General features: G+C 61.1%; 17 protein-coding genes. 8 read left to right on the plus strand and 9 right to left on the minus strand.

What is annotated here, in order from left to right:
- Window positions 1–506: 506 nt before the first annotated feature.
- The gene (mfd, locus tag AA0535_RS05805; RefSeq protein WP_264814975.1) at window positions 507–3962 is read right to left on the minus strand and encodes a transcription-repair coupling factor; all 3456 of its coding nucleotides are present in this window, start codon (window positions 3960–3962) and stop codon (window positions 507–509) included.
- A gap of 118 nt (window positions 3963–4080) precedes the next feature.
- Between mfd and recG the strand changes: the two genes are divergently transcribed.
- Both recG and AA0535_RS05815 read left to right on the plus strand, forming a co-directional pair.
- Window positions 4081–6195, plus strand: a complete 2115-nt coding sequence (gene recG, locus AA0535_RS05810; protein WP_264814976.1) for an ATP-dependent DNA helicase RecG — start codon at window positions 4081–4083, stop codon at window positions 6193–6195.
- Between the two features lie 140 nt (window positions 6196–6335).
- The gene (locus AA0535_RS05815) at window positions 6336–7934 is read left to right on the plus strand and encodes a GGDEF domain-containing phosphodiesterase (RefSeq protein ID WP_264814978.1); all 1599 of its coding nucleotides are present in this window, start codon (window positions 6336–6338) and stop codon (window positions 7932–7934) included.
- A gap of 132 nt (window positions 7935–8066) precedes the next feature.
- Here AA0535_RS05815 and AA0535_RS05820 read toward each other — a convergent pair whose 3' ends face one another.
- A complete protein-coding gene (locus AA0535_RS05820; RefSeq protein ID WP_373319284.1) occupies window positions 8067–9107 on the minus strand; it encodes a lipid A deacylase LpxR family protein in 1041 nt (346 codons plus the stop codon).
- 294 nt (window positions 9108–9401) lie between these two features.
- On the opposite strand from AA0535_RS05820, the gene AA0535_RS15725 reads away from it, so the two are divergent.
- Window positions 9402–10073 (plus strand): cold-shock protein, encoded by a 672-nt coding sequence (locus AA0535_RS15725; RefSeq protein ID WP_304500893.1) that lies wholly within the window; start codon window positions 9402–9404, stop codon window positions 10071–10073.
- 884 nt (window positions 10074–10957) lie between these two features.
- Here AA0535_RS15725 and smpB read toward each other — a convergent pair.
- The 4 genes from smpB to AA0535_RS05850 all read right to left on the minus strand — a co-directional run bounded on the left by smpB (window position 10958) and on the right by AA0535_RS05850 (window position 14002).
- Window positions 10958–11449 (minus strand): SsrA-binding protein SmpB, encoded by a 492-nt coding sequence (smpB, locus tag AA0535_RS05835; protein ID WP_264814979.1) that lies wholly within the window; start codon window positions 11447–11449, stop codon window positions 10958–10960.
- A gap of 3 nt (window positions 11450–11452) precedes the next feature.
- On the minus strand, window positions 11453–12349 hold the full coding sequence (gene dapA, locus AA0535_RS05840; RefSeq protein WP_264814980.1) for a 4-hydroxy-tetrahydrodipicolinate synthase: 897 nt from the start codon (window positions 12347–12349) through the stop codon (window positions 11453–11455).
- Between the two features lie 85 nt (window positions 12350–12434).
- A complete protein-coding gene (locus tag AA0535_RS05845) occupies window positions 12435–13274 on the minus strand; it encodes a prephenate dehydratase (protein ID WP_264814981.1) in 840 nt (279 codons plus the stop codon).
- Window positions 13271–14002, minus strand: a complete 732-nt coding sequence (locus AA0535_RS05850) for a 3-deoxy-manno-octulosonate cytidylyltransferase (RefSeq protein ID WP_264815024.1) — start codon at window positions 14000–14002, stop codon at window positions 13271–13273. The genes AA0535_RS05845 and AA0535_RS05850 overlap by 4 nt, the downstream gene beginning before the upstream one ends.
- Window positions 14003–14157: 155 nt before the next feature.
- Here AA0535_RS05850 and AA0535_RS05855 point away from each other — a divergent pair, with 155 nt between their 5' ends.
- The 3 genes from AA0535_RS05855 (at window position 14158) to AA0535_RS05865 (ending at window position 17834) form a co-directional block, all read left to right on the plus strand.
- Window positions 14158–14958: an inositol monophosphatase family protein gene (locus AA0535_RS05855; protein WP_264814982.1), complete on the plus strand. Its 801-nt coding sequence runs from the start codon at window positions 14158–14160 to the stop codon at window positions 14956–14958.
- 55 nt (window positions 14959–15013) lie between these two features.
- Window positions 15014–16264, plus strand: coding sequence for a phosphoglycerate dehydrogenase (gene serA / locus AA0535_RS05860; RefSeq protein ID WP_264814984.1), 1251 nt, complete (start codon window positions 15014–15016; stop codon window positions 16262–16264).
- Window positions 16265–16343: 79 nt separating this feature from the next.
- Window positions 16344–17834, plus strand: a complete 1491-nt coding sequence (locus AA0535_RS05865; RefSeq protein ID WP_264814985.1) for a YifB family Mg chelatase-like AAA ATPase — start codon at window positions 16344–16346, stop codon at window positions 17832–17834.
- Window positions 17835–17838: 4 nt separating this feature from the next.
- Here AA0535_RS05865 and metC read toward each other — a convergent pair whose 3' ends face one another.
- Entirely contained in the window at window positions 17839–19062 is a 1224-nt protein-coding gene (gene metC, locus AA0535_RS05870; RefSeq protein WP_373319285.1) for a cystathionine beta-lyase, read from the minus strand.
- Window positions 19063–19075: 13 nt separating this feature from the next.
- Window positions 19076–19918 (minus strand): sulfurtransferase, encoded by an 843-nt coding sequence (locus AA0535_RS05875; protein WP_264814987.1) that lies wholly within the window; start codon window positions 19916–19918, stop codon window positions 19076–19078.
- Window positions 19919–20012: 94 nt separating this feature from the next.
- On the opposite strand from AA0535_RS05875, the gene AA0535_RS05880 reads away from it, so the two are divergent.
- Together AA0535_RS05880 and AA0535_RS05885 are read left to right on the plus strand one after the other, a co-directional pair.
- Window positions 20013–21068: an AI-2E family transporter gene (locus AA0535_RS05880; RefSeq protein ID WP_264814988.1), complete on the plus strand. Its 1056-nt coding sequence runs from the start codon at window positions 20013–20015 to the stop codon at window positions 21066–21068.
- Between the two features lie 59 nt (window positions 21069–21127).
- Window positions 21128–21799: an endonuclease/exonuclease/phosphatase family protein gene (locus tag AA0535_RS05885; RefSeq protein WP_264814989.1), complete on the plus strand. Its 672-nt coding sequence runs from the start codon at window positions 21128–21130 to the stop codon at window positions 21797–21799.
- Here the strand turns inward: AA0535_RS05885 and AA0535_RS05890 are convergent.
- Window positions 21783–23201, minus strand: a complete 1419-nt coding sequence (locus AA0535_RS05890; RefSeq protein WP_264814990.1) for a phospholipase D-like domain-containing protein — start codon at window positions 23199–23201, stop codon at window positions 21783–21785. The genes AA0535_RS05885 and AA0535_RS05890 overlap by 17 nt on opposite strands.
- Between the last annotated feature and the right edge of the window lie 22 nt (window positions 23202–23223).

The following is a 23223-nucleotide window of genomic DNA, read 5'->3' on the forward strand; positions in this document are numbered from 1 at the left end:
TCGAACAAGTGACATGCGAGGAAGTTGCGTAGCACCGATGTACGCCCGACCTCCCACTCAAGAGACGCGCATTCGCACGCGCCCCAGGCCGGGACGACAACAATGGCGAAGGGGAGTTGCCTCGCATACGACCGCAAGGCAGTCTTCCAGGAGGGCGAAGGAGCGCCTCACGGGAGATAGCAATACCCCGAACCGCTGCAATGGGGCTTTCTTCAATCCCTCACCGACGGACGGTCATCCTTTCGAAACCCGCAATGACCGAGGCATCGTTCATAAGGGCGGTCTTTCCGAGGAAAGCGGGGCACGGCCTTACGGAAGGATGGCGACGTTGCAGACGGAACCACCAGAGCTTTGACATACCTCGCCAGAGAATAGTCCCCCTGAGGAACAGGCTGCGCCATAAGCTGCGCAAGAGGGAGCCGCCCTCTTGGAAGTGGCGAGGTAGCACACCGTCTAGGCTCCCTATCTATGACTAACCCAAAACGGTCAGGTGCCACTCACCGCGTTCAGCTATCCGCCTTTTCAGCGAGTTTTTTCAGCGCTCCCATGACCTTGCGGGCCATCGTAATGCGCTGGGCGTTCGTCATTTCGCGCACGACTGCCAGCTTCTGATCGGGGCGCAGCTTCACGCCCTGATCCTTGTGACGTTCCACCCATTTCAGCAGCCCCATGGGATTGCGGAATTTGCGGTTGCGGAACTGGATGACCATGCCCTTGGGACCCGCCTCGAGGCGATCGACTCCGGCAGCGGTACAGAGCCGCTTGATCACGACGACATCGAGCAGGTTTTCGACCTCCTGCGGCAGAGAGCCGAAACGATCGACCAGTTCAGCGCGAATGGCATCCAGTTCGGCCTCCCCTTCGAGACCCGCAATCCGTCGATACAGCCCCAGCCGAACGGGAAGATCGCGCACATAAGCGTCGGGGATGAGCACTGGCAGTCCGAGAATGATGTTCGGCGTCCAGTCCTTGTCCTCCGCGCGCTTCTGGTCTTTCTGCAGGCGCATCGTGGTCACGGCATCTTCGAGCATCTGCTGGTAGAGCTCGATCCCAACCTCCTTGATATGCCCGGACTGTTCATCACCCAGCAAATTGCCAGCCCCACGCAGATCGAGATCGTGCGAGGCAAGGGTGAACCCTGCGCCAAGCGTATCGAGCGTCTGCATGATCTCAAGACGCTTCTCAGACGCGGGGGAGAGGCGATGGCTCTGCGGCCAGGTCAGATACGCGTAGCCACGCTGCTTGCCGCGCCCGACGCGCCCGCGAAGCTGGTAGAGCTGCCCCAGGCCGAACATGTCGGCCCGATGGATGATGAGCGTATTCACTGCGGGCATATCAAGCCCACTCTCCACGATATTGGTAGAAAGCAAAATATCGTAGCGCCCGTCAGAGAACTCGGTCATGACGCGCTCGAGCTCAGCCGGGGTCAGGCGACCATGTGCCTGGACGGTTTTCGCATCGGGCACGATATCGCGCAGACGATCCGCCATGCGGTCCATATCCTCGATGCGCGGGACAACGCAGAAGACCTGACCACCACGGAACCGCTCACGCTGGATAGCTTCACGGATCATCACACTGTCAAAAGGCGTGATGAAAGTCCGTACCGCGAGCCTGTCGGTCGGCGGCGTGGCAATCAGGCTCATTTCACGCACGCCGGTCAACGAAAGCTGCAAGGTTCGCGGCAGTGGCGTGGCCGAAAGCGTGAGAACATGCACATCTTCGCGCATGGTCTTAAGGCGCTCTTTATGCGCCACACCAAAATGCTGCTCCTCATCGATGATCAGCAAACCCAGATTCGCGAAATTGATCGATTTGGCGATCAAAGCGTGGGTTCCAACCACGATATCGACCTGACCCTCCTCCAGGGCACGACGTGTCTCAGCAGCCTCCTTCGCCGTGACGAGACGTGAAAGCTGCGCGATGCGCACAGGAAAGCCCTCGAACCTGGTCGAGAAACTGCGAAAATGCTGACGCGCCAGAAGCGTTGTGGGAACCACGACGGCCACCTGCACGCCCGAAAGCGCAGCAACAAAAGCCGCACGCAACGCCACCTCGGTCTTGCCGAAACCTACGTCGCCGCAAACGAGGCGGTCCATGGGACGGCCGGAGGTCAGATCTTCCAGCACGTCGGCAATCGCGCGGGACTGGTCTTCGGTTTCCACAAAGGGGAAGCGGGCGCAGAACTCATCCCACATCCCTTCCGCAGGCATGAGAGAAGGCGCTTCCTTCATGGCGCGACCCGCAGCCGTGCGGATCAGCTCGCCCGCCATATCGCGGATACGCTCTTTCATCTTGGCCTTGCGGGCCTGCCAAGCCTGACCGCCCAGCTTGTCCAGCGCGACGCCGCCCTGTTCGGAGCCAAAGCGGCTCAGCAATTCGATGTTTTCGACGGGCAGGAAGAGCTTCTGCGCCCCGTCATAAAGCAGCCTCAGGCAGTCATGAGGCGCGACGCCATCGCTGACCGTCTCGAGCCCCTCGTACCTTCCGATCCCGTAATCGGCATGAACGACGAGATCCCCCTCGGCAATTTCAGAGGCCTCGGTAATGAACTGTTCAGCGCGTCGCTTGCGGCGCGGCGGCCGGGCTATACGCTCACCCAGCAGGTCCTGCTCCGAAATGAAGGCCATGCGTTCGGCCACGAAACCACGTTCGAGCCCGAGTAGAACCAGCCCGATCGTGCCCGGCGCAATACCTGCCGCACTCGCCCAGCTGTCATGGGACTCGGTTGTGAATTTGTGCTCCTTGAGCAGCGATGCGATGCGCTCGCGTGAGCCTTTGGTCCAGGCCGTGACGTAGCAGCGCCGTCCGGCCTTCTCCCAGCCCTCGAGCTGGGTACGAAGCGCCTCGAAGGCGCCCTCGCGCGTGCCATCCTTGCCGCGCACGAAGATTGGCCCGGGACGACCACCGGCATCGATCCCTTCGGCCATGTCAGGCTTGGCGAAGGGGTTGAGCGCTAGACAGGGTACGCGCGCCAGCATGGCGTCCCAGCCCGCGCGGTTGAGATACAGCAGATGTGACGGCAGAGCGCGGTAAATGGCTTCCCCCTCACGGGCAGGCGCCTTGCGCGCCTCGAAATGGTCCGCGATCATCTCCAGCCTTGCCGCAAGGATATCGGGCACCTGATGGTCCATGCTGATCGATGCATCGGGCAGATAATCGACCAGCGTGTCCATATGCTCGTGAAAAAGCGGGATATAGTGTTCGAGCCCCGGGAAACGACGCCCCTCCGAGACATTCTCGTAGAGCACATCCGACGCGGAAGACGGCCCGAACAGGTCCCGCCATGCAGACCGAAAGCGACTGATGGCATCGGGGCTGAGCGCATATTCCGAAACCGGGCGCAGCTTGAAGGCTGCGAGCGTCTCGGTAGAGCGCTGGCTCGACACATCGAAGCGACGGATATTATCCACTTCATCGCCAAAAAGATCGAGGCGGATCGGCTCGCTCTCTCCCGCGGGGAACAGATCGAAAATCCCGCCACGCGTGGCGAATTCCCCTGCCTCCATCACCGTATCGGTACGGGTATAGCCGCTCGCGATCAGAAGCTCGATCAGCATTGCCTGATCCAGGCTCTCGCCCTTCTTGACCGCGATGGCCTGGTTACGAAACGCATCGCGCGGCGGGACGCGCTGGACGAGCGCATGAACCGTGGTGAGCACAATCCGCCGTATCTTGCCCGCAGGCTCGAGCAGGCGCGTCAGAGTCGCAGCGCGTTCCGCCGTGATCGCCGGGTTGGGCGATACGCGGTCATAGGGCAGGCAATCCCAGGCGGGAAAGCGCAGCACGTGCACGTCAGGCTCGACATAGGCCAGCATGTCGGCCAAGGCAGCGACGGCGGCATCGTCGCGCGCCACATGGATCAGGGGGCCATCATGCTCACCCAGACGGCGGCGCAGCAGAAAAGCGGTATAGGCTTCCGGCACGCCCCAAACGGTCGGCCAGCTGGGGGTATCGGTCATCCAGAAATCCAAAGCACGCGCGCCACAATGCAGTCAGGCTGCCAGGCGATGGTTTCGTTTTGTTCCATGACGGTTCTATCCTATAGCCTGTCGAATTCCTGCTGTCAGCCCATGTTCCATGAAGGCCATGTCTCCAGAGATCGACCGGATTTCACCCCTGCTCGCGCCGCTTGGCACTCTGTCAGGCATCGGCCCCCGTTACGCCGATCTCCTGCGCAAGGTTGCCTGCGGCCCGCGCGTGATGGATCTGCTATTCACCCTGCCGAGCAGTTACACGGACAGACGCAGCGTCATGACTCTGGCCGAGGCCCGGACACGCCTGATGCCGGGCGCTACCCTCACAGCACGGCTGCGCGTGCTCGATATCGCGGCGCCGTCCCGCCCCCGGCAGCCTTTCCGGATACGCGCAACGGATAATAGCGACGATGTCGAGATCCTGTTTTTTCATCAGGCCTTTATCCGCTCGGTCGCGGTCGGCGATGAACTCGCGGTTTCGGGGAAGCTGGAACGCTACGGCCTGAACCTGACCCTGCCCCATCCGGATTACATGGTAGGTTGGGCGCGCCGCGATACCATTCCGGCAATAGACCCGGTCTGGCCACTGACGGCGGGGCTGTTCCCCTCCATCATGCGCCGCGCCATGCACAGGGCGCTCGACCTGCTGCCGCCTCTGGCAGAATGGATCCCGCCCGATCGGCTTGCACGCCACGACTGGCCGGACTTCGCCGCAGCGCTTGAAATTCTGCACCGCCCCCCAACCGCGCCTGACCCTGCCGATACAGCCAGAGACTGGTCCCGCCTTGCACTCATGGCCCGGGAGCGTCTTGCCTATGATGAGTGTCTTGCCGACCAGCTTTCTCTGGCACTGGCCCGTCGAGAGGCACGCGCCCAGCAAGGACGCAGCCTGATCGGCAATAATTTGCTCCGAGCCGCTGCGCTCGCGCGGTTCGGCCATGAGCCGACCGGCGCCCAGAAGAGGGCCATCATCGAGATCGATGCGGATATGGAAGCGCCCGTGCCCATGATGCGTCTGTTGCAAGGAGACGTCGGCGCAGGAAAGACGCTCGTTGCCTTGCTCGCCATGTTGCGTGCTGTGGAAGCAGGGGCGCAGGCAGCGCTCATGGCGCCCACCGAGATTCTGGCGAGCCAGCATTTCGAAACCCTGTCTCGTCTTTCCGGTGTGGCCTGCATGTATCTTTCAGGCAGCGTCAAGGGCAAGGCGCGCCGCCTAGCGCTTAAAGCCATTGCCGATGGCACCGCACGGCTCGTTGTGGGCACGCATGCGCTGTTTCAGGAAAAAGTCGTCTTTCATGACCTCGGACTCGCCGTGATCGACGAACAGCATCGCTTTGGCGTTCAGCAGCGCTCTCTCCTGGGCAGCAAGGGCGCCCAGACCGATATTCTGGTCATGACCGCCACCCCTATTCCGCGCACGCTGCTGCTCACACAATGGGGCGATCTGAGCGTCAGCCGCCTGAACGAGAAACCGCCCGGCCGCAAACCGATCCAGACCTCGCTGCATCCGCTCTCGACGCTGGATGAGGTGATAGGAGGGATCACGCGCATTCTTGCACGAGGGGCGCAGGTGTTCTGGGTCTGCCCCCTGGTGGAAGAGAGCGAGGTGCTCGATGTCGCTGCGGCGGAAGCGCGCTGGGCCGATCTGTCACAGCGTCTGACCGTTCCCGTCGGACTGGCGCATGGGCGTCAGGAAATCGCGCAGAGACAGGCCGAACTCGACCGCTTCAGACTGGGTGAGACCCGCCTCCTCGTGGCCACGACCGTCATCGAAGTGGGGGTAGATATCCCGAATGCCTCGGTCATGGTGATCGAACATGCCGAGCGCTTCGGTCTTGCCCAGCTGCATCAGTTGCGCGGCCGGGTGGGACGCGGCGCGGCAGCCTCGTTCTGCCTTCTGATCTATGATGACGCAACAGGCGCAACCGGCAAGGAACGGCTTTCCCTCTTGCGCGAAACCGAAGACGGGTTTCTCATAGCGGACAGGGATTTCAGATTACGCGGTGGCGGCGACCTCACAGGCAACCGGCAATCGGGTCTCCCGTTATTCCGCCTTACCGAAGGCGTGGACGCAGAAGCGTTACTTGGAGAAGCTCATCAGGATACGTTCTCCCTCACAGAAAAATTATCCTCGCAGGGGCATTGCTGTGCAGAACTCCGTGACCTGCTCGCGATATTCGACCGGAACGACACAAACCGGATAAATCGAGCCGGCTAGAGCCCGGGTATATTGGTTACAGAAATACTTATTTAATAGTTTGAAATAACATGAGACGACAAATAATGAGTATGCGTCGCTATGCTTGCTCAAACCCGGTTTGTCTTTCATAACCTATATTCCCGTCAGAGAGAGGCGACATGTCACCGATCACCCAGCTCCAGCCACATACTGCGATCCTCGAAATCGCACGACGGCTGTTGAGCGCCTCCTCAATCTGCATTCGCGGGTTTGACAGTGCGGGCGAGCTTATCGAGATCGCGAGCGATGGAAGCAGCGACTGCGAGGTCACGGCGGCATGTGTCAGAGCCGTATGCGACGCAGGCGACCTTTACCTCGAAAAGACAGAAACGGGGCATAACTTCGGCATCAGTCTCGATAATGACCTTACCCTGCTTGCGAAAGCTCCCTTCTCTGTATCGGAGAGCGAGCTGCGCGAGCTGGCACCCTACCTTGCCGTATGTGCCCGGACCATCCTGGTCAACCAAACGCTGCAAACGCGACGACCGGACCTGCCTGATCGGGGGCTTTGCGCCGCGCATATTACGAGCCTGATCGAGACCACGTCCTGCGAGACGCGCAAGGCAAGTTTCTCAGTGCTTGAAATCGATCTCGATCAGCTGAATACGCTCAACCTGCGCCACGGGTGGGCGACGTCGAACCGGGTCATCGATGAGGCGATCAGCCGTGTCAGGACCATCCTCCCGGGGCAGGCCTTTCTCGGCTATGCCGGTGGAGGCAATATCATCGTCGTCTCGCCTCCCGGGCTTTCGCTGGTGACCTCACGTACCCTGATAGCGAGTATTCGCCAGGCGCTCAGCCCCCCGATCCAGATCGATAACGGCGAAATACAACCGGCTTTCTCAATTGGTTGGGCATTGTTCCCGGATGACGGTGCCAACGCCGCATCCCTTTTGCAGGCAGTCGATGCTGCCATCGCGGAAATACGTCGTCATGGTGGCGCTCATGAGAGGCGGGCGTCACCGATCAGCACTGCAGCGCTGATTGGCACATCGGGACTCGAACGCGATCTGGCGCTGGCTGTCGAGCGCAGCGAACTCTCCCTGAACTGGATGCCCATCATCTCACCCGGTACCCAGACCGTCGTGGCGCTGGAGGCCTTGCTGCGCTGGGAGCGCCCGGGCTCGGGGCAGGTTCCTCCGGATGTCTTCATCCAGTGTGCCGAAAATGGTGGGCTTATTGAGAGACTTGATCAATGGGCCCTACGTGCCGCATGCGAAACGGCGGTCGGCTGGAGCCACCCGTTGCGCGTGTGTGTGAATATTTCGCCCACATGGCTCGCCAAGCGTCTGATTTCTGGAATGGTGGAGACCATACTCGAGGAAACGGGGCTAGAACCGAGTCGACTGCAGATCGAACTCTCGGAGAAACGCTCTTTCGGGCCACGGGATATCGCCTATCAGGAGTTATCCCGCCTCAGGGCGCTTGGCGTGCATGTCGCCTTAGATGATTTCGGCGCGGGTTACTCATCGCTGGAGCGGCTAGCCAATTTCCCGGTCGATCAGATCAAGTTCGATCGCTCCTTCATGCAACGCCTGAATGACGACCGCCGTGTGAATGAAGTGATGGGTCAGACCATCCAGATGGCGCGCCGCCTCGGAATCTCATGCTGCGCCAAAGGGGTCGAGACCGAGCGCCAGATGGCTTTTCTTGACTCCTACGGCTGCGAAGAGGTGCAAGGCTATCTGCTAGGCATACCGACGCCCGATTATCTTTGAACTGTAGCCTTCGACCGCAGGTGCTCCCCGAACTGTGGCCCGACTTGCCCGGGAGATCGAACAAAAAAAGCCCGGTTACCATCAGGTAACCGGGCCTTTTTTAAGATGGCCAAACCAGTTGAGCCATTGCCCTCAGAACTTGACCGAGAGCTTGAGCGAGCCATAGTTGAACAGGCCTGCCTTGGCAGTCTTGAACTGCGCCGTCTGCCAGTTCTGGCTGTAAGAGAGGCGCACGCCATGCCACATGACCGCGAGACCGGCATGAATCATGCCGACATCCCAGGTCTTGCTGACATGAGGAGAGTTCGACCGAAGAGTATTGCCCTGAAGGGTGGAGTCATAAGCGACAGCCTGACCTTCGACGCCTCCATACAGATACCAGGCAACGGGACGGGTCGCGACGAACGCATCCGTGCCGTCGAGCCCCGGCCCGATGGTCGCATTACCGAAATCGCTATCAAGGCCCTGACCGATACGGAACGTGCCCGCTGCATCGGCATAGGTACGATAATCACCCGCTGCACCCGAAACAGCAGGCAGCACGTCGGCGCTGATACCGTAAAGATTGACAATCGGCAGACGCCAGATACGCCCGGCCTGGATCTGGAAGATCGGCTGGTTCTGAAGCTGGGTGTGCCAGCCACGATTCTTGGTGTCGCCGATCGCCCCATGAAAACCATTCTGCAACTGGCGACCCAGACCAGCAGGTCCCATCACACCAAACTGGATACCCGCCACACTGCGCGACAGATCAGTGTCATTGATGAAATTGACCGTACCCAGAAGAAGGCTCGAATAAGGGCGATCACCCTGGAGCGGCTGGGCGAGCTGCGTGTCACGCGGGGTATAGATGAGCTGCTGGACGCCCAGGCTTACACGCTGCACGCCGTCACCAAGGAGGAATCGGTTCACATCGGCAAAGGGCTTGGGCAGATTATCGGTGCCCGAGGTCCAGTTGAAACGCAGACCCGAGGTATAATACTGGTCGGATGTTCCCTTGAACGTCGAGACGGCGTCGTTTTCGCCCTGTAGCGTCCAGGTACCGTAGGGATCCTGCTTCGGTGTGGCGTGGGCGGCAACCGCGCTGGCCAGCGCAAGACCGACAATCGAGAGCGAGCCGGTCGTTACCTGTCTGGCTCTCGGCCAGCGCGACTTTGAACAGCGCAATTCCATCCCCTTCCGAAATAATAGGCCGTCACCATATCCCATTCCACGCATCTGAGAACAGAGCTGCATCGGAACTGGTAGACTATCCCCTCATAAAAACGCGATATGAAGAAGATCGTGGTAATCGAGCCACGTTTTCCAGTGGCATAGTCGGAAAAAACCGTGTTAGGGTCTTGATGAAACCCCTTGTGGACATCGCCCGTTCCGTCTCAGCCGGCAGGCCCGTGCACACCGTTTCGACTTACAACACTGGTGATTCTCACGCAGATGGATCACCGCTCAGATCTCGGGATTAGACCGTTGAGAAGCAACCGTACCGACCGCAGCCCACGTTCCCCGCGCCGCGGCGGATTCGACGACGATTTCATGACACCCTCCTTCGGTGACCGCGGCGGGATGCAAAATCGTCGTCCTCCTGCAGGTGGCCCGCAGGTTCTGGCGTCTGGCCCGGAAGTGGGTGCCAGCGTCAAGTGGTTCAACAGCGAAAAGGGCTTCGGCTTTGTCGAGCTCGCTGATGGATCGGGTGACGTTTTCCTGCACGCCAATGCGCTGTCCACCGCTGGCCATACCAGCGTCAACCCGGGCACCACGCTGAACGTCCGCATCGGCCAGGGTCCGAAGGGTCGTCAGGTCGCCGAGGTCCTCAACGTCGACACGAGCACGGCTGAGGCCCCGCGTCCGCGCGCTGCTTTCAACCCGGCTGGACCGCGCCCCGCTTTCGGCGGTGGTCGTCCGGCTCGTCCGGCCCCTGACCTGTCCCAGGCCCAGGACCTTCGTGGCATCGTTAAGTGGTACAATGCCACCAAGGGCTTCGGCTTCATCACGCCGGAAAATGGCGGCAAGGACATCTTCATCCATGCTTCCGCTCTCGAGCGCTCGGGCCTCTCCGGCCTGAACGAGGGCCAGGCTGTCGACGTCAAGGTTGTTCAGGGCCAGAAGGGTCCGGAAGCAGCCGACATCAACATCGCCTGATCAGCTTTCTGATCCCGAAAAAACCCGGCCGCCGTGCCGGGTTTTTTTGTGTCCAAATTTCGATCGCTGCAGATTGTGCCTCAGCTTGTGGATTGTACCTCAGCTTGTCGTACCGTGATCCCTGCTTTCGGCGGCGCCGCGAACGAAGTCTGCTATATGCTGCTCACACGCGATCCCTGCATTCGATTGCCTGAGGAGCGGGCAAAGAAGGCGAAGAACTCGCTGTCCCTATAGGATGGCGCGCGATTCCTGTATGAATCGCTTTGAGAATGACCGATCAGGGTCGCTCCATGAGATACACGCGCTCAATTCACCGCCCACAATGCAGGGGGCGAGCGACTCACAGCGCGGCCGCACTTTCCTATCTGGCAGCGGTCGCCTCGAGAGCGACACCACGCTGAGCCCTGCGCTCCGTCGCATATGCCAGCGGAGCCGTCAGACCGTTCTGTCTCAACCATCGGGTACGCTTACCATACCAAGCCCATCTCCATCGAGGACCACACGCCCCCTGAAGATGCAGCTGCCAGCCTTCATCATCTAAAAAGATAGATGCAGTCAGTGAACGCGCTCACTTATGCACGGCAGTAAGAATGGCTAATTCGTTGCTAGCGTGACCCTCAGCTTCCCGTCACCTGCCTATGAACGAGCCATTGCGATGACCGCGTACTATGGACCCCTACGAGCCACAGCCCTCGCCGCACAAAATGGGTCGAGTGCCAAGGCTGGGTATCATCTCGGAAAAACTGACGCGAGAGGTGCGGGCATGGTATGCGGACTGTAGATGCGCTGTAAACCGGGCATGAAAAAAGCCACCCCGGATAAGAGATGGCTTTTTGACGATAACCTCGAGCACTCTATGTCTTCAGACGTGAGACGCTGCCAACTCAGAAATCCTTGCCCTTACTGCGCAGCAGGCGCGCCTTGTCCCGCTGCCAGTCGCGCTCGGCGATAGCATGGCGCTTGTCTTCCTTCTTGCGCCCCTGCCCCAAGCCGAGCGTCAGCTTCGCGCGGCCGCGTGCGTTGAAATGCACATCCAGCGGCACGAGTGACGCCCCGGCGCGCGAGACAGCGCCAAGGAGATGCGCCACCTGCTTCTTGTGCAGAAGCAGCTTGCGTGGCGCGCGCGTGTCGAAACGCGACAGCACCCCGCCCTGGTATTCCGGGATATAGGAGTTGAACAGCCAGATCTCGCCGTCGCGTTCGCCAGCATAAGCCTCGTTGATGGCGGCGCGCCCCATACGCAGGCTCTTTACCTCTGGCCCTTTCAGGACCAGCCCTGCCTCAACGGTTTCGAGAATGGTGTAATTGAACCGGCCTTTACGATTTTGCGCGGCGATGCCGTGCGAAATGAGACCGGATTTCTTCTTTTCAGCCACTTTTTATCCTGACAGGCCGGTTTTCTTCATGGCCTCGTCGATGACAGCGCGCGAGGCCGCGCCCGGTTCGCAGAGCGGCAGACGCACGGTCGCTTCACAGAGGCCCAGTCGTGAGGCTGCATATTTTACCGGGCCGGGATTGCTCTCGCAGAACATGGCATCGTGAAGCGGGGTCAAGCGCTGCTGGATCTGCATCGCTTTGGCCACATCGCCAGCCTGCCAGGCTGCATGCATGTCGGCACAAAGGCGTGGTGCAATATTTGCTGTCACGCTGATGCAGCCCGTACCGCCTGCGGCGAGAAAGGAAACGGTGGTTCCGTCATCACCCGTCAGAAGCGTGAACGGTGTGTCCCCCAACAAGGCGCGAAGCTGCAACGGGCGCGACAGATTGGCTGTCGCATCCTTCGTGCCCACGATGTTGGGATGCTGGGCTAGACGCGCCATGGTTTCCGGAAGGACTTCGACAACCGAACGTCCCGGCACGTTATAGACGTAAAGTGGCAGATCGGTCGCATCGGCCACCAGCATGAAATGCTGATACAGCCCTTCCTGCGTCGGCTTGTTGTAATAAGGCGCGACAACCAGCAAGGCATCGGCACCGACCGCCTTGGCATGACGCGCCATGCCGATCGCCTCATGCGTGCTGTTCGAACCTGCACCGGCCATGACCGGCACGCGACCGCCGGACACCTTGACCGTATGCGCAACGACCAAACCATGCTCGTCATGGGTCAGGGTCGGGCTCTCACCGGTGGTCCCTGCCGGGATTAGTCCTGCCGTACCCTGATCGATCTGCCAGTCGATGAAGCGTTCCAGGGCAGCCAGATCGACCGTCCCGTCTTCGCGAAAAGGCGTCAGCAGCGCGGTCAGAGACCCCTTGAAATCCTTGTTCCGTGCCATGTTGCCTCACCTGCCGCGTTGATCGAATCTGCTGCTAAATAGAACTCTAAACGCCGCTGTCAAATGGATATCGCGGCGCGCGTCCCTATTCCGGATAGCGGGACGGACTGCCCGGATAGACACCCAATATGGCAATATTTTCGCTGCACCCCTCGAGCACCGTCAGGGCGCGACGCAGAGCAGGTTGCTCCGGATGGCCTTCGACATCGAGCAGAAACCCAGTGGCTGTCAGTGTGCCAGGGCTCATATAGCTCTCGAGACGGGTCATGTTCACCCCGCTCTCGGCAAAGCCGCCCAACGCTTCATAGAGAGCGCCCGGACGATTGAGCACACGAAAAACAAGTGTTGTCATCACACGTTCGGCATCGGCGGCGGGCCAGGCTGCCTCACGCGCCACAAGATAGAAGCGTGTCGTATTATGCGCAGCGTCTTCCACATTGGCGCGCAGCACTTCCAGCCCGTTCAGTTCGGCCGCGAGCGAGGACGCGATGGCGGCGTCTTCACGCGACTGCCATTTGAGGATCATCTCCGCTGCCCCGGCCGTGTCGAAGGCGGAACACGCCTCGACTTCGAGTTCACGAAGCAGATTGCGTATCTGCCCCAGCGCCACAGGATGGGTGTGAACGCGCCTGACCTCTTCCAGCTTCGTCCCGGGAAGAGCGATCAGGCAATGCTCGACACGCTGGAAGTGCTCGCCAATGATCGGCAGCCCTGCGTCAGGCAGCAGGGCATGAATTTCCGGCACGCGGCCAGCCAGCGAATTTTCGCAAGCAAGCATCCCGAGTGTCGCGCGCCCCTCACGCACCGCATCGATAGCAGCCTGAAATGTCGGGCATGGGAGCGTTTCCCAGCCCGGCCGCGCAATGCGGCAGGCGAGATCGGAATAGGCGCCGGGGCGCCCCTGAAAAGCAATGATCTGTGTCATGAACGGAGCGCCTGACGGATACGGACGAGATCTTCAGGCGTATCGACGCCAAGCGGCGCTTCGTCAATCGCCACACAGCCTATCGACATACCAGCCTCGAGCGCACGCAATTGTTCCAGCGACTCCCTCTGCTCCATCGGCGATGGGGGCAGGGAAACGAATTGCGCCAGCGCCTCGCGACGCCAGGCATAGACGCCGATATGATGCCAGAGAGGCCCCGTGCCCCAAGGGACAGGCTGACGCGAGAAATAAAGAGCACGGGCCACAGGCCGATTTGGCGTAAAGGCGCATGCGGCCTTCACGACCGAATTGCGCTCAGCCTCTTCCTCTGTCTCGACCGGGGCGACGAGCGTGCCGATATCGAACCCTTCCTGCGCCACGGGCATCAGAGCGGAAGCAATGCTGTCCGGCGCTATCAGAGGCAGATCCCCCTGAAGATTGATCACGACATCATGGAGCCCTTTGGGGTCATGATCACGCAGGGCGGCATGAACCCGGTCAGACCCACTCGGGAGCGCGGGATCGGTCAGAATGCCCTCGATCCCGTGCCCTGCCAGCGCATCGAGGATCGCCTGATCTCCGGACGCGACGAGAACGGGACCGAGTGAGGCCGCTTTGGCACGCAGCGCGACATGCAGGATCATGGGGGCGCCGTCGATTTCCGCCAGCGGCTTGTTTGGCAGGCGCGTCGAGGCAAGACGCGATGGGATGACGATGATGGGGTTCATGAGGTAGAAGCAGGCTTTCCGCTTGTCTTGTGAAGGTCGCAGCGCAGAGCCAGACATGCCGCACCCCCCAGGATGCGTCAATCGGCGCGTTGCTGCCCCCGTCACGCGAGGGGCGCCCGTCTTCTCTGGCCCCTTCCCTTTCCGGATTGCCTGCCATGTCACCGCTGCCCGATCTCGCCATCTGTCTGCAAACCGCGCTCGCCTGCGCCGATGCCGCCCGTCACGCCGTGACCCCCCATTTCCGGTCAGGGCTGACGGTGGATGACAAGAGCGATGAGAGCCCGGTCACACGCGCCGATCGCGAGGCGGAAACAGCAATGCGCAGCATGATCGCGCAGTCCCATCCCGACCACGCGATCCTCGGAGAGGAATTCGGCCTTTCCGGCATCGAGGGAGAATTCGTCTGGGTGCTGGACCCAATCGATGGGACACGCGCATTCATCACGGGCCGCCCCAGCTTTGCCACGCTGATCGCGCTCTTCTGGCGTGGCAAGCCTGTTCTTGGCATCATCGATCAGCCACTCACCCGCGAAAGATGGATCGGCGTGGAAGGCGAGACGACGCGCTTCGAGTCCAGCACGCTGCCCGGCATCGTCGGCACGAGATCCTGCCCGGAGTTGGGCGCGGCAGAGCTTTCCTGCACCTCGCCAGACATGCTGATCCCGCCTTTCGATGCACGTTTCGCCGCTCTCAAGGCGGCCACGCGGCGCACGAGCTGGGGCGGCGATGCCTATGGTTACGGGCTGCTCGCTCTGGGGCAGATCGACGTGATCGCCGAATGCACCATGAAGCCGTGGGACTGGGCCGCACTTGTACCCGTGGTCACCGGCGCGGGGGGCGTGATGACGGATTGGCAAGGCGCCCCTCTGACGCTGGAAAGCGACGGCACGGTGCTGGCCTGCGGGGACAAGGTGCTTCTCTCCCAGGCCATCGCCAGTCTTCGCCCTTCCCCCTGACCCGCGTATGGGCTAGCACCGCTTTTCGGATTTGCGCCGCTGACAGGAGCCAGACATGGAAGCCTCGTTTTCTCTCCCCAAAGACCGCATTCGCATCCTTCTGCTCGAAGGCATTCATGAAAGCGCCGCCCAGCATCTTGCCGCCCAGGGCTACAAGCAGGTGACCTGTGTGAAGACGGCGCTCGAGGGCGAGGCCCTGTCAGAGGCTCTGAAAGGCGTGCATATGGTGGGTATCCGCTCACGCACGCAACTCACGGCACCGGTGATCGAGGCTGCTGACCGCCTGATGGCGATCGGCTGTTTCTGCATCGGAACCAATCAGGTCGATCTCAACGCAGCACGCATGGCAGGCATTCCCGTTTTCAACGCTCCCTTCAGCAATACGCGCTCGGTGGCCGAACTGGTCATGGGCGAGATCGTGATGCTCCTGCGACGCATTCCGTCGCGCTCCGAGCAATGCCATGCCGGTGGCTGGGACAAATCCGCCGTCAATGCCTGGGAAGTTCGCGGCAAGACGCTGGGGATTGTCGGCTATGGTTCTATCGGCTCGCAGCTCTCCGTTCTGGCCGAGGCCTTTGGCCTGCGCGTCATCTATTACGACACGGTGGACAAGCTGCCTCATGGCAATGCTACCCCGGTCGACACGCTGAATGACCTGCTGGCCCAGTCCGATATCGTCAGCCTGCATGTACCGCAGACCGAACAGACCAAGGACATGATTGGCGAGGCCGAAATCCGGGCCATGAAGCCGAACTCGATTCTGCTGAACAATGCACGCGGCACGGTGGTGGATATCGAGGCGCTCGCCGCTGCGCTCCGCGACGGCCATCTGATGGGTGCCGGCGTGGATGTGTTCCCGAAAGAGCCCAAGGGCGCCGGAGAGAGCTTCGTCTCACCGCTTCAGGGCCTGCCCAACGTCATTCTCACCCCCCATATCGGGGGGTCGACCATGGAAGCTCAGGAGCGTATCGGCGTGGAAGTCGCCAAACGTTTTGTCGAGTATTCCGATGTCGGCTCCACGCTGGGCGCAGTGAATTTCCCCCCTGTTCAGTTGCCCGAGCGCCCCCGCGGCACACGCTTCATGCATGTGCATGAAAACCGCCCCGGCATCATGCGCCAGATCAACGAGATCTTCTCGAGCGAGGATTGCAACATCGTCGCGCAATATCTGCAGACGGATGGCGAGGTCGGCTATGTGGTGGTGGAAACCGATGCGAGCCCCGATAGTGAACTCGACACACGTCTGCTGAACCGCCTGCGCGACCTCAAAGGCACCATGCGCGCCAGGCTGATCTATCAGCGCTGAAGTAATTTGATGAATTATTGATGCACCGCTAGTAATGATCAGGAACAGAATTTTCTGTTCCTGATCATTCGTTGGTGCCGTGACCGTTTCCTCTTCCATCGCCCGTATCCAGAGCTTCGCGTTTGCGGGCATCGACGCCATTCCGGTCACCGTCGAAATCCAGATTGCCTCAGGCCTGCCCGCTTTCGTGATCGTGGGCCTGCCAGACAAGACAGTGGGTGAGGCTCGTGAACGCGTCCGTGCTGCCCTTGGTGCCCTGGGCCTGGCCCTGCCGCCCAAGCGCATACTGATCAATCTGGTGCCCGCTGACCTTCCGAAGGAAGGCTCGCATTTCGATCTGCCCATCGCACTGGCCATCATGACCGCCATGGGGATTCTCTCGCACGAAGCGATAAGCGCCTATGCCGCAATCGGCGAATTATCGCTGGATGGCCGCTTGCAGGCCACAGGGGGTGTACTCTCGGCAGCGCTTGAGACGATCGGGCTTCAGCTGGGCCTGATCTGCCCCGCCCCACAGGCGCAGGAGGCACGCTGGGCCAGCGATGCGCTCGATATTCTCGCCCCCAGGAGCCTGCGTGACCTTCTGAGTCATTTTAACGGTGACCATGTCCTGCCGGCGCCCGAACTGGAACGTGTGCCCCCCACACCGCAAGGGGCTGATCTGTCGACCATCAAGGGTCTCGATATGGGGCGGCGCGCACTCGAAATCACGGCCGCCGGGGGGCATTCCCTCCTGATGTCGGGCCCGCCCGGCGCAGGAAAATCCATGCTCGCGCAATGTCTGCCCTCAATCCTGCCTGACCTGATCCATGAACAAATACTCGAATGCAGCCGCATTCACAGTCTAGGCGGTCAGGCCACAGGCAGCACACTTATCACCGAGCCGCCCTTTCGTGCGCCGCATCACTCCACGACCTTGCCCGCCCTTGTCGGTGGCGGTGCGCGGTCGCGTCCCGGGGAAGTCAGCCTTGCCCATAACGGGGTGCTGTTTCTTGACGAGCTTCCGGAGTTTTCCCGCGCCTGTCTCGAATCCCTGCGTCAGCCCCTCGAAACAGGGGTGATTACTGTCGCCCGTACGCGGCAGACGGTGCTCTACCCATCCCGTTTCCAGTTTATCGCGGCCATGAATCCGTGCCGCTGCGGCTATCTGGGCGATGCGGAACGGGCGTGTCGCAAGGCTCCTCAATGCGGGGAAGAGTATAAAGCAAGACTATCAGGCCCGATGCTGGACCGGCTCGACCTCTCGCTCTTCGTCACCCCGGTCTCCCCGCTCGACATGATAACCGCTCCCTCAGGGGAGAGAAGCGCGGTCGTCCGGGCACGTGTTGTGGCCGCCCGCGCCAGACAGATCGCCCGACAGGGCGTTCCCAATGCCCAGGTCAGTGCCCTCGACATCGTTCTGAGTCCCGATGCCCGCACGCTGGTCAGCGAGGCAGGGACGAAACTCCGCCTCTCTGCGCGCGGTCTGACACGGCTGCTACGCGTCGCACGCAGCATCGCCGATCTCGACCACGCTACCGATGTGGAGGCCCCGCATCTGCGCGAGGCCCTGGGATTCCGGCTTCGCTGAAACGTCAGCCCGCTACCGAGGCGCGGAGCACTTCCATACCGCCCTCGAGATCGGCGATCAGGTCATTCGGGTCTTCCAGCCCGATATGCAGGCGAAAGCTCGGCCCCTCCGGCATGGCGTTCGGCAGCGAGCGCCTCACCCCGCCAGTGGTCGGAAGAACGAGACTTTCATACCCGCCCCAGGACGCACCAATACCGAATAATGCAAGCGCATCGATCATGTCACGCATCGCCGCAACCGAGAGATCAGCGCGTAACTCAACGCCGAAGAGTGAACTTGCGCCCTCGAAATCACGTGCCCAGAATTCGTGACCCGGGCATTCCTCGAAGGCGGGATGAAGTACCTTTGCCACTTCCGGCCGACCTCGCAGCCATTGGGCCACCAGCAGCGCCGAGGCCGATTGCCGCTCCAGACGTACGGCCATGGTGCGCAATCCACGCAGCGTCAGCCAGCATTCGTCCGGCCCGGCTAGCTGGCCGATCTGGATGGCTGAATCACGCAGATCCTTCCAGAGCGCGCCATCGGCGACCGTGATCGCTCCGGCGATCACATCGGAATGTCCCGCCGGGTATTTGGTGAGGGCCTGGATCGACACATCCACCCCGTGGCGGAAAGGCTGGAAAATACCGATCCCCCAGGTGTTATCGAGCATCAGCAGCGCACCATGCTCATGGGCCACGCGCGCCAGCATCGGAATATCCTGAACTTCGAAAGTATGGCTCCCGGGACTCTCCGCAAAAATGACGCGCGTATTGTCACGCAACAGGCCACGCAAGGCCTCTTCATCGGCCAGAGGTGCGTAATAGGTTGTCTCGATACCCATGCGCGCAAGCATGGTTCCGGCAAAACGCCGCGTCGGCCCGTAAACCGAGTCAGGCAAAAGCAGATGATCGCCCGCATTCAGAAAAGCGAGCAGCGGCAGGGTACAGGCGGCGAGGCCCGAGGAAACCACCTGTGTATGCGTTCCCCCCTCGATCAGCGCAATCAGCTTCTCGAGCTCGTGTTGAATGGGAGAACCCATGGCGCCATAGATGAGCTCATGCTCGTGGCTGCGCAGCCCCTGCTCCTTCATGGCATCCAGCGAGGGGAAGAGCACGGTCGAACCCCTCGTGACCGGGGCATTGACGAAACTTCCCTCCTGCGGTGTCGGCTCCGGGCGACCACCCTGAACCAGGAGGGAGGACAGGCGCTTCCAGCCAGAAGTAACCTGCTTTGCGGTGTTTTCCACTCTGTTCAGTCTCCTATGAGGTCTCGATGGGGAGAGTGGGGTCGCTTCCCCATTCTGCCCAGGACCCGTCGTAAAGCTGCCCGGGCGCATGCCCCGCAACACGAAGCGCCATGGTCAGCGTGGCGGCTGTCAAACCTGAGCCGCAACTGGTGATGACCTGCCTCGCGCCGATTGCGCAGGCCGCCAAACGCACAACAAGCGCCTCAGGCTGCAGGAAATACCCTTCGGCATCGAGCACGTCTCCGTAAGGCAGATTGACTGCCCCTCTCATATGCCCGCCACGCGTGTTCGGCCTCGGTTCAGCGACACGGGCGTGAAACCGCCCCGCACTTCGTGCATCGAGGATCACGCGATCCGGATCCCCAAGCGCGGCAAGCACATCGCCCTTTCCGGCGAGACGGGCATAGCGGGCACGCGTTCGATAAGCAGTGTCCGAATGCGGCGCCGGTTCAGGGAGGGCATCGGGGGCGATACCCGCTTGCTGCAGGGCCGCCAGCCCCCCATCGAGCACGTGGGCACAGTCATGACCGAAGAGATCAGCCATCCAATGAGCGCGACACGCCCCGATGCTGCCAGCACGGTCATAGAATACCAGCCCTGTCTCACGATCGATGCCATGCGCCGTCATGAAATCGGCGAAGAGCGCAGGTCCCGGCACCATATGCGGCAGGGTGTTGCCCTGATCACAGATCTCGTTGATCCGGAAACGAATGGCGCCCGGAAGCGCTAACTCCTTGAAATCCGCTTCAGGATCGCCCTCCTGCCCGGGGAGCAGGATCGAGGCGTCGAGGAAACGGTAGCGACGCGCTGGCAGCGTCAACAGGGTCTGCGCATCGATGAGGGGTTTCAGCGTCATGGGCAGACCTTGCAAGAACGGGTTGAGAACCGCACGATAGCAGCCAGAACGACTATCCGGTCAACTGGTGCCAAAGGCGGCGACGGGAGATTTCGTGACGACCGAACGCATCATGCTTGGCTTGCTCCTGCTTGGCGTCGCTTATGGCTGCGGCGTGGTCTTATGGCCTTTTCTCTCCGCCATTCTGTGGGGAGCCATTCTTACATTCACGACATGGCCCCTCTTCAAGCGTCTGCGTCGGCATATGCGCCCCTCCCTGGCGGCGGTCGTGATGATGGTAGGAAGCGCCATAGCCATCGTGATGCCACTCGCCCTTCTCACCTCGACCGGCATTGCCGATCTGCCGCTGATCATTGGCGGGATCAACGCCGAGATCGAGGCGCTCGGGCGCACTCATCCCACGCCGAGCTGGCTGGCTTCCCTGCCTGCCTTCGGCCCACAGCTCTCCAATGCCTATCTGCACTGGAGCCACGACGTACGCGGACTGGGCGAGGCGCTGCACCCCTATGCTGGGCAAATCGCGCGCTACGCCCTGAAGGCCCTGATGCAGATGGCAAGCGGGCTGGCGGAACTCGTGATGGCCCTGTTCATCGCCCTGTTTTTCTGGATCAGCGGCGACTCGCTAGGCCGGGTCATCAAGGCGGTGCTGACGCGCATCACCGGCACCTATGCGGATCGGCTGATCACGATCATCGGTGGGGTCATTCGTGGCACGGTTTATGGCATTCTGGGCACGGCCATCGTCCAGGGCGTCCTGACGTCGATCGGGCTTTTCATTTCGGGTGTTCCCGCTCCCGTGCTTCTGGGGGGTGTGGCCGCCTTCGTTGCGGTTTTCCCGGTCGGGGCGCCGCTGGTCTGGGCTCCCGCTGCGATCTGGCTCGCACTCCATCATCACCTGGGATGGGGGCTCTTCCTTGCCGGGTACGGCATCGTCTTCATCTCTGGCGCAGATCATATCATCCGCCCTGCCTTCATCGCGCGCGGTGCACAGCTTCCCTATCTGCTCACGGTACTGGGAGTGCTGGGCGGCGTCGTCACATTGGGCGGATTAGGCATTTTCCTAGGGCCTGTGCTGCTCGGCGTGGGCTATACACTGACAACTGAATTCGCGCGCGGCGCCTATCAGACCGAAAAGAAACTGGTGCAATGAGCCTGGCTCTCTCCCAAGAATCGCCTCTTCAACCAATACAGGACAGATCTGTACCTCATTTGGGACAGAGTTTTACGATTCTGAGCTGGAACCTGCTTCGCGCCGTGGGCGCGCCGTTGGATGAAGTGGTCGATCTTGCGCGCAGCCTGCAGCCAGATATTTTCCTGATGCAGGAGGCCGTTGGGACGTTCGATCGCCTGCCCTCCATCCTGGGCGGCCATTACGCTCGTATCCCCTTGCCCGACCGCATTCACGGAACGGCCTGCTGGAGCCGCTTTGCTTTCAGGCGAGCCCCGATCTCCTGTGCGCTTCCTTCCGGGCTGGTCGTTAAACGGACCGCGCAGCTGATCGATTTCGGATCCTTCTCCATCGCCAATGTGCATCTGTCTCACGGACAAATCCTCAATCGCCGCCAGTTGCGCCGCATCGCCCCCATCCTGCGCCCCCACGCGCTCGTCATGGGTGATTTCAATCTGGTCGGGCCAACCCTCCTGCCCGGGTTTCGCGACGTTGGCCCGCGTGAGCCGACCCATCGCATGGCGGACATCCTGCCGATCAGGCTCGATCGTTGCCTCGTACGCAACATGACCCCGTTGCGGAGTTCGGTCCTGCCCAATCAGAGCTCGGACCATCATCCCATAAGCGTCACCCTGCGTCTGGACGCCCCTGATGCCCATCGCGCCTTTTTTCAACGGCTGGCAGACCGCAGGCGGCTCAAAGATAGGGCATGAACAGTCTGACAGAGGCGTTTCGTATCTTCCGCCACGCGTTCATGCTGTCGAGGGCATGATGGGTTAGCCGACCTGAGCGATGGCTCTCCATGAACACGGCCAGTTCCTGCGCCACCGATTCACTGTAGATCTCGAGATTGATCTCGAAATTGAGCCTCAGACTGCGCGCATCGATGTTGCTGCTTCCGACGAAGGACCAGGAATCATCCACTACCAGCAGTTTCGCGTGGTTGAAGGGAGGGCGATTCATCCAGATATGGCAGCCGGCCTGAAGGAAGGGCGCCAGACTCGCATCGCGCGCATAATCGATCAGGCGGTGGTTGCTGCGCCGAGGAAGGATGATATCGATCCTGACGCCGCGCAGCGCGGCGAGGCAGAGCTCGGAAACAAGCCGTTCATTGGGCAGGAAATAGGGCGTCATGAGGCGAACGGAATGACGCGACAGCGCAATCGCCTGCAGCATGGAGAATTCGATCTTCTCCAGATCATTGTCGGGTCCTGACGTCACCACCCGCATCGGGATCTCGCCCTGACGTTGAAGCTCCGGGAAATAGACCGCCCCGTCGAGCTGCTCGCCGCATGTGAAGGACCAGTCCCGGGCGAAAGCCTCGCTCAGCTGATGAACGACCGGCCCCTCCAGCCTGAAATGCGTATCTGCGACAGGATGCTTGATCCGCAGTCGGCGCAGATTCTCTTCGCCGATATTCAGCCCCCCCATGAAGCCGACACGGCCATCCACGATCAGCATCTTGCGGTGATTGCGCAGATTGATGAACGGCATCTTCCAGGGCCAGAGCGAGTGCATGAAGCGCTCGCAGGCGATGCCGCGTGCCCGCAGGGCCTTGTGGATACCGCTCATGAAGTACCCGCCGCCAATGCCGTCCACCAGAACGTGCACCGCCACACCGCGCTTCTGGGCAGCGGCGAGCGCCTCCACGAATTGCTGACCGATGCGGTCATCGCGGAAGATGTAGGAGCAGAGCAGGATCGAAACCCGCGCAGAGGCGATATCGTCGAGCATGCGCGGATAGATGTTGTCGCCATCATGCAGACAGATGATGGCATTGCCCCCCAGCAGGGGACGCTCGGTCAGCTTGCCGATCATGCGTGCCAGAGGCGCGAACTCTCCCTTGAGCCGGATCTGCGCGGAATAGGCCATGCCGCGACCGCGCCAGTGATGATCGCTCACCAGACGCCGGGCTAGACGCCGAACGCGGTTGATCCCGAACATGAGATAGAGCAGCGCACCACAAATCGGCATGAGCCAGCTCACCCCGATCCAACCGGCGCATGCCGCCGTGTTCTGTTTCGTTCTCAGAACGTGAAGGGTCACCGCCACCGCCAGACCCAACCGAAGCAGGATCATGAAGGCATCGAACAGGGTTACAGGCCAGCTCATCATTCATAACGTTAGCGTATTCGAG

The organism is Asaia krungthepensis NRIC 0535, assembly GCF_025995175.1.
Taxonomy (GTDB): Bacteria; Pseudomonadota; Alphaproteobacteria; order Acetobacterales; family Acetobacteraceae; genus Asaia; species Asaia krungthepensis.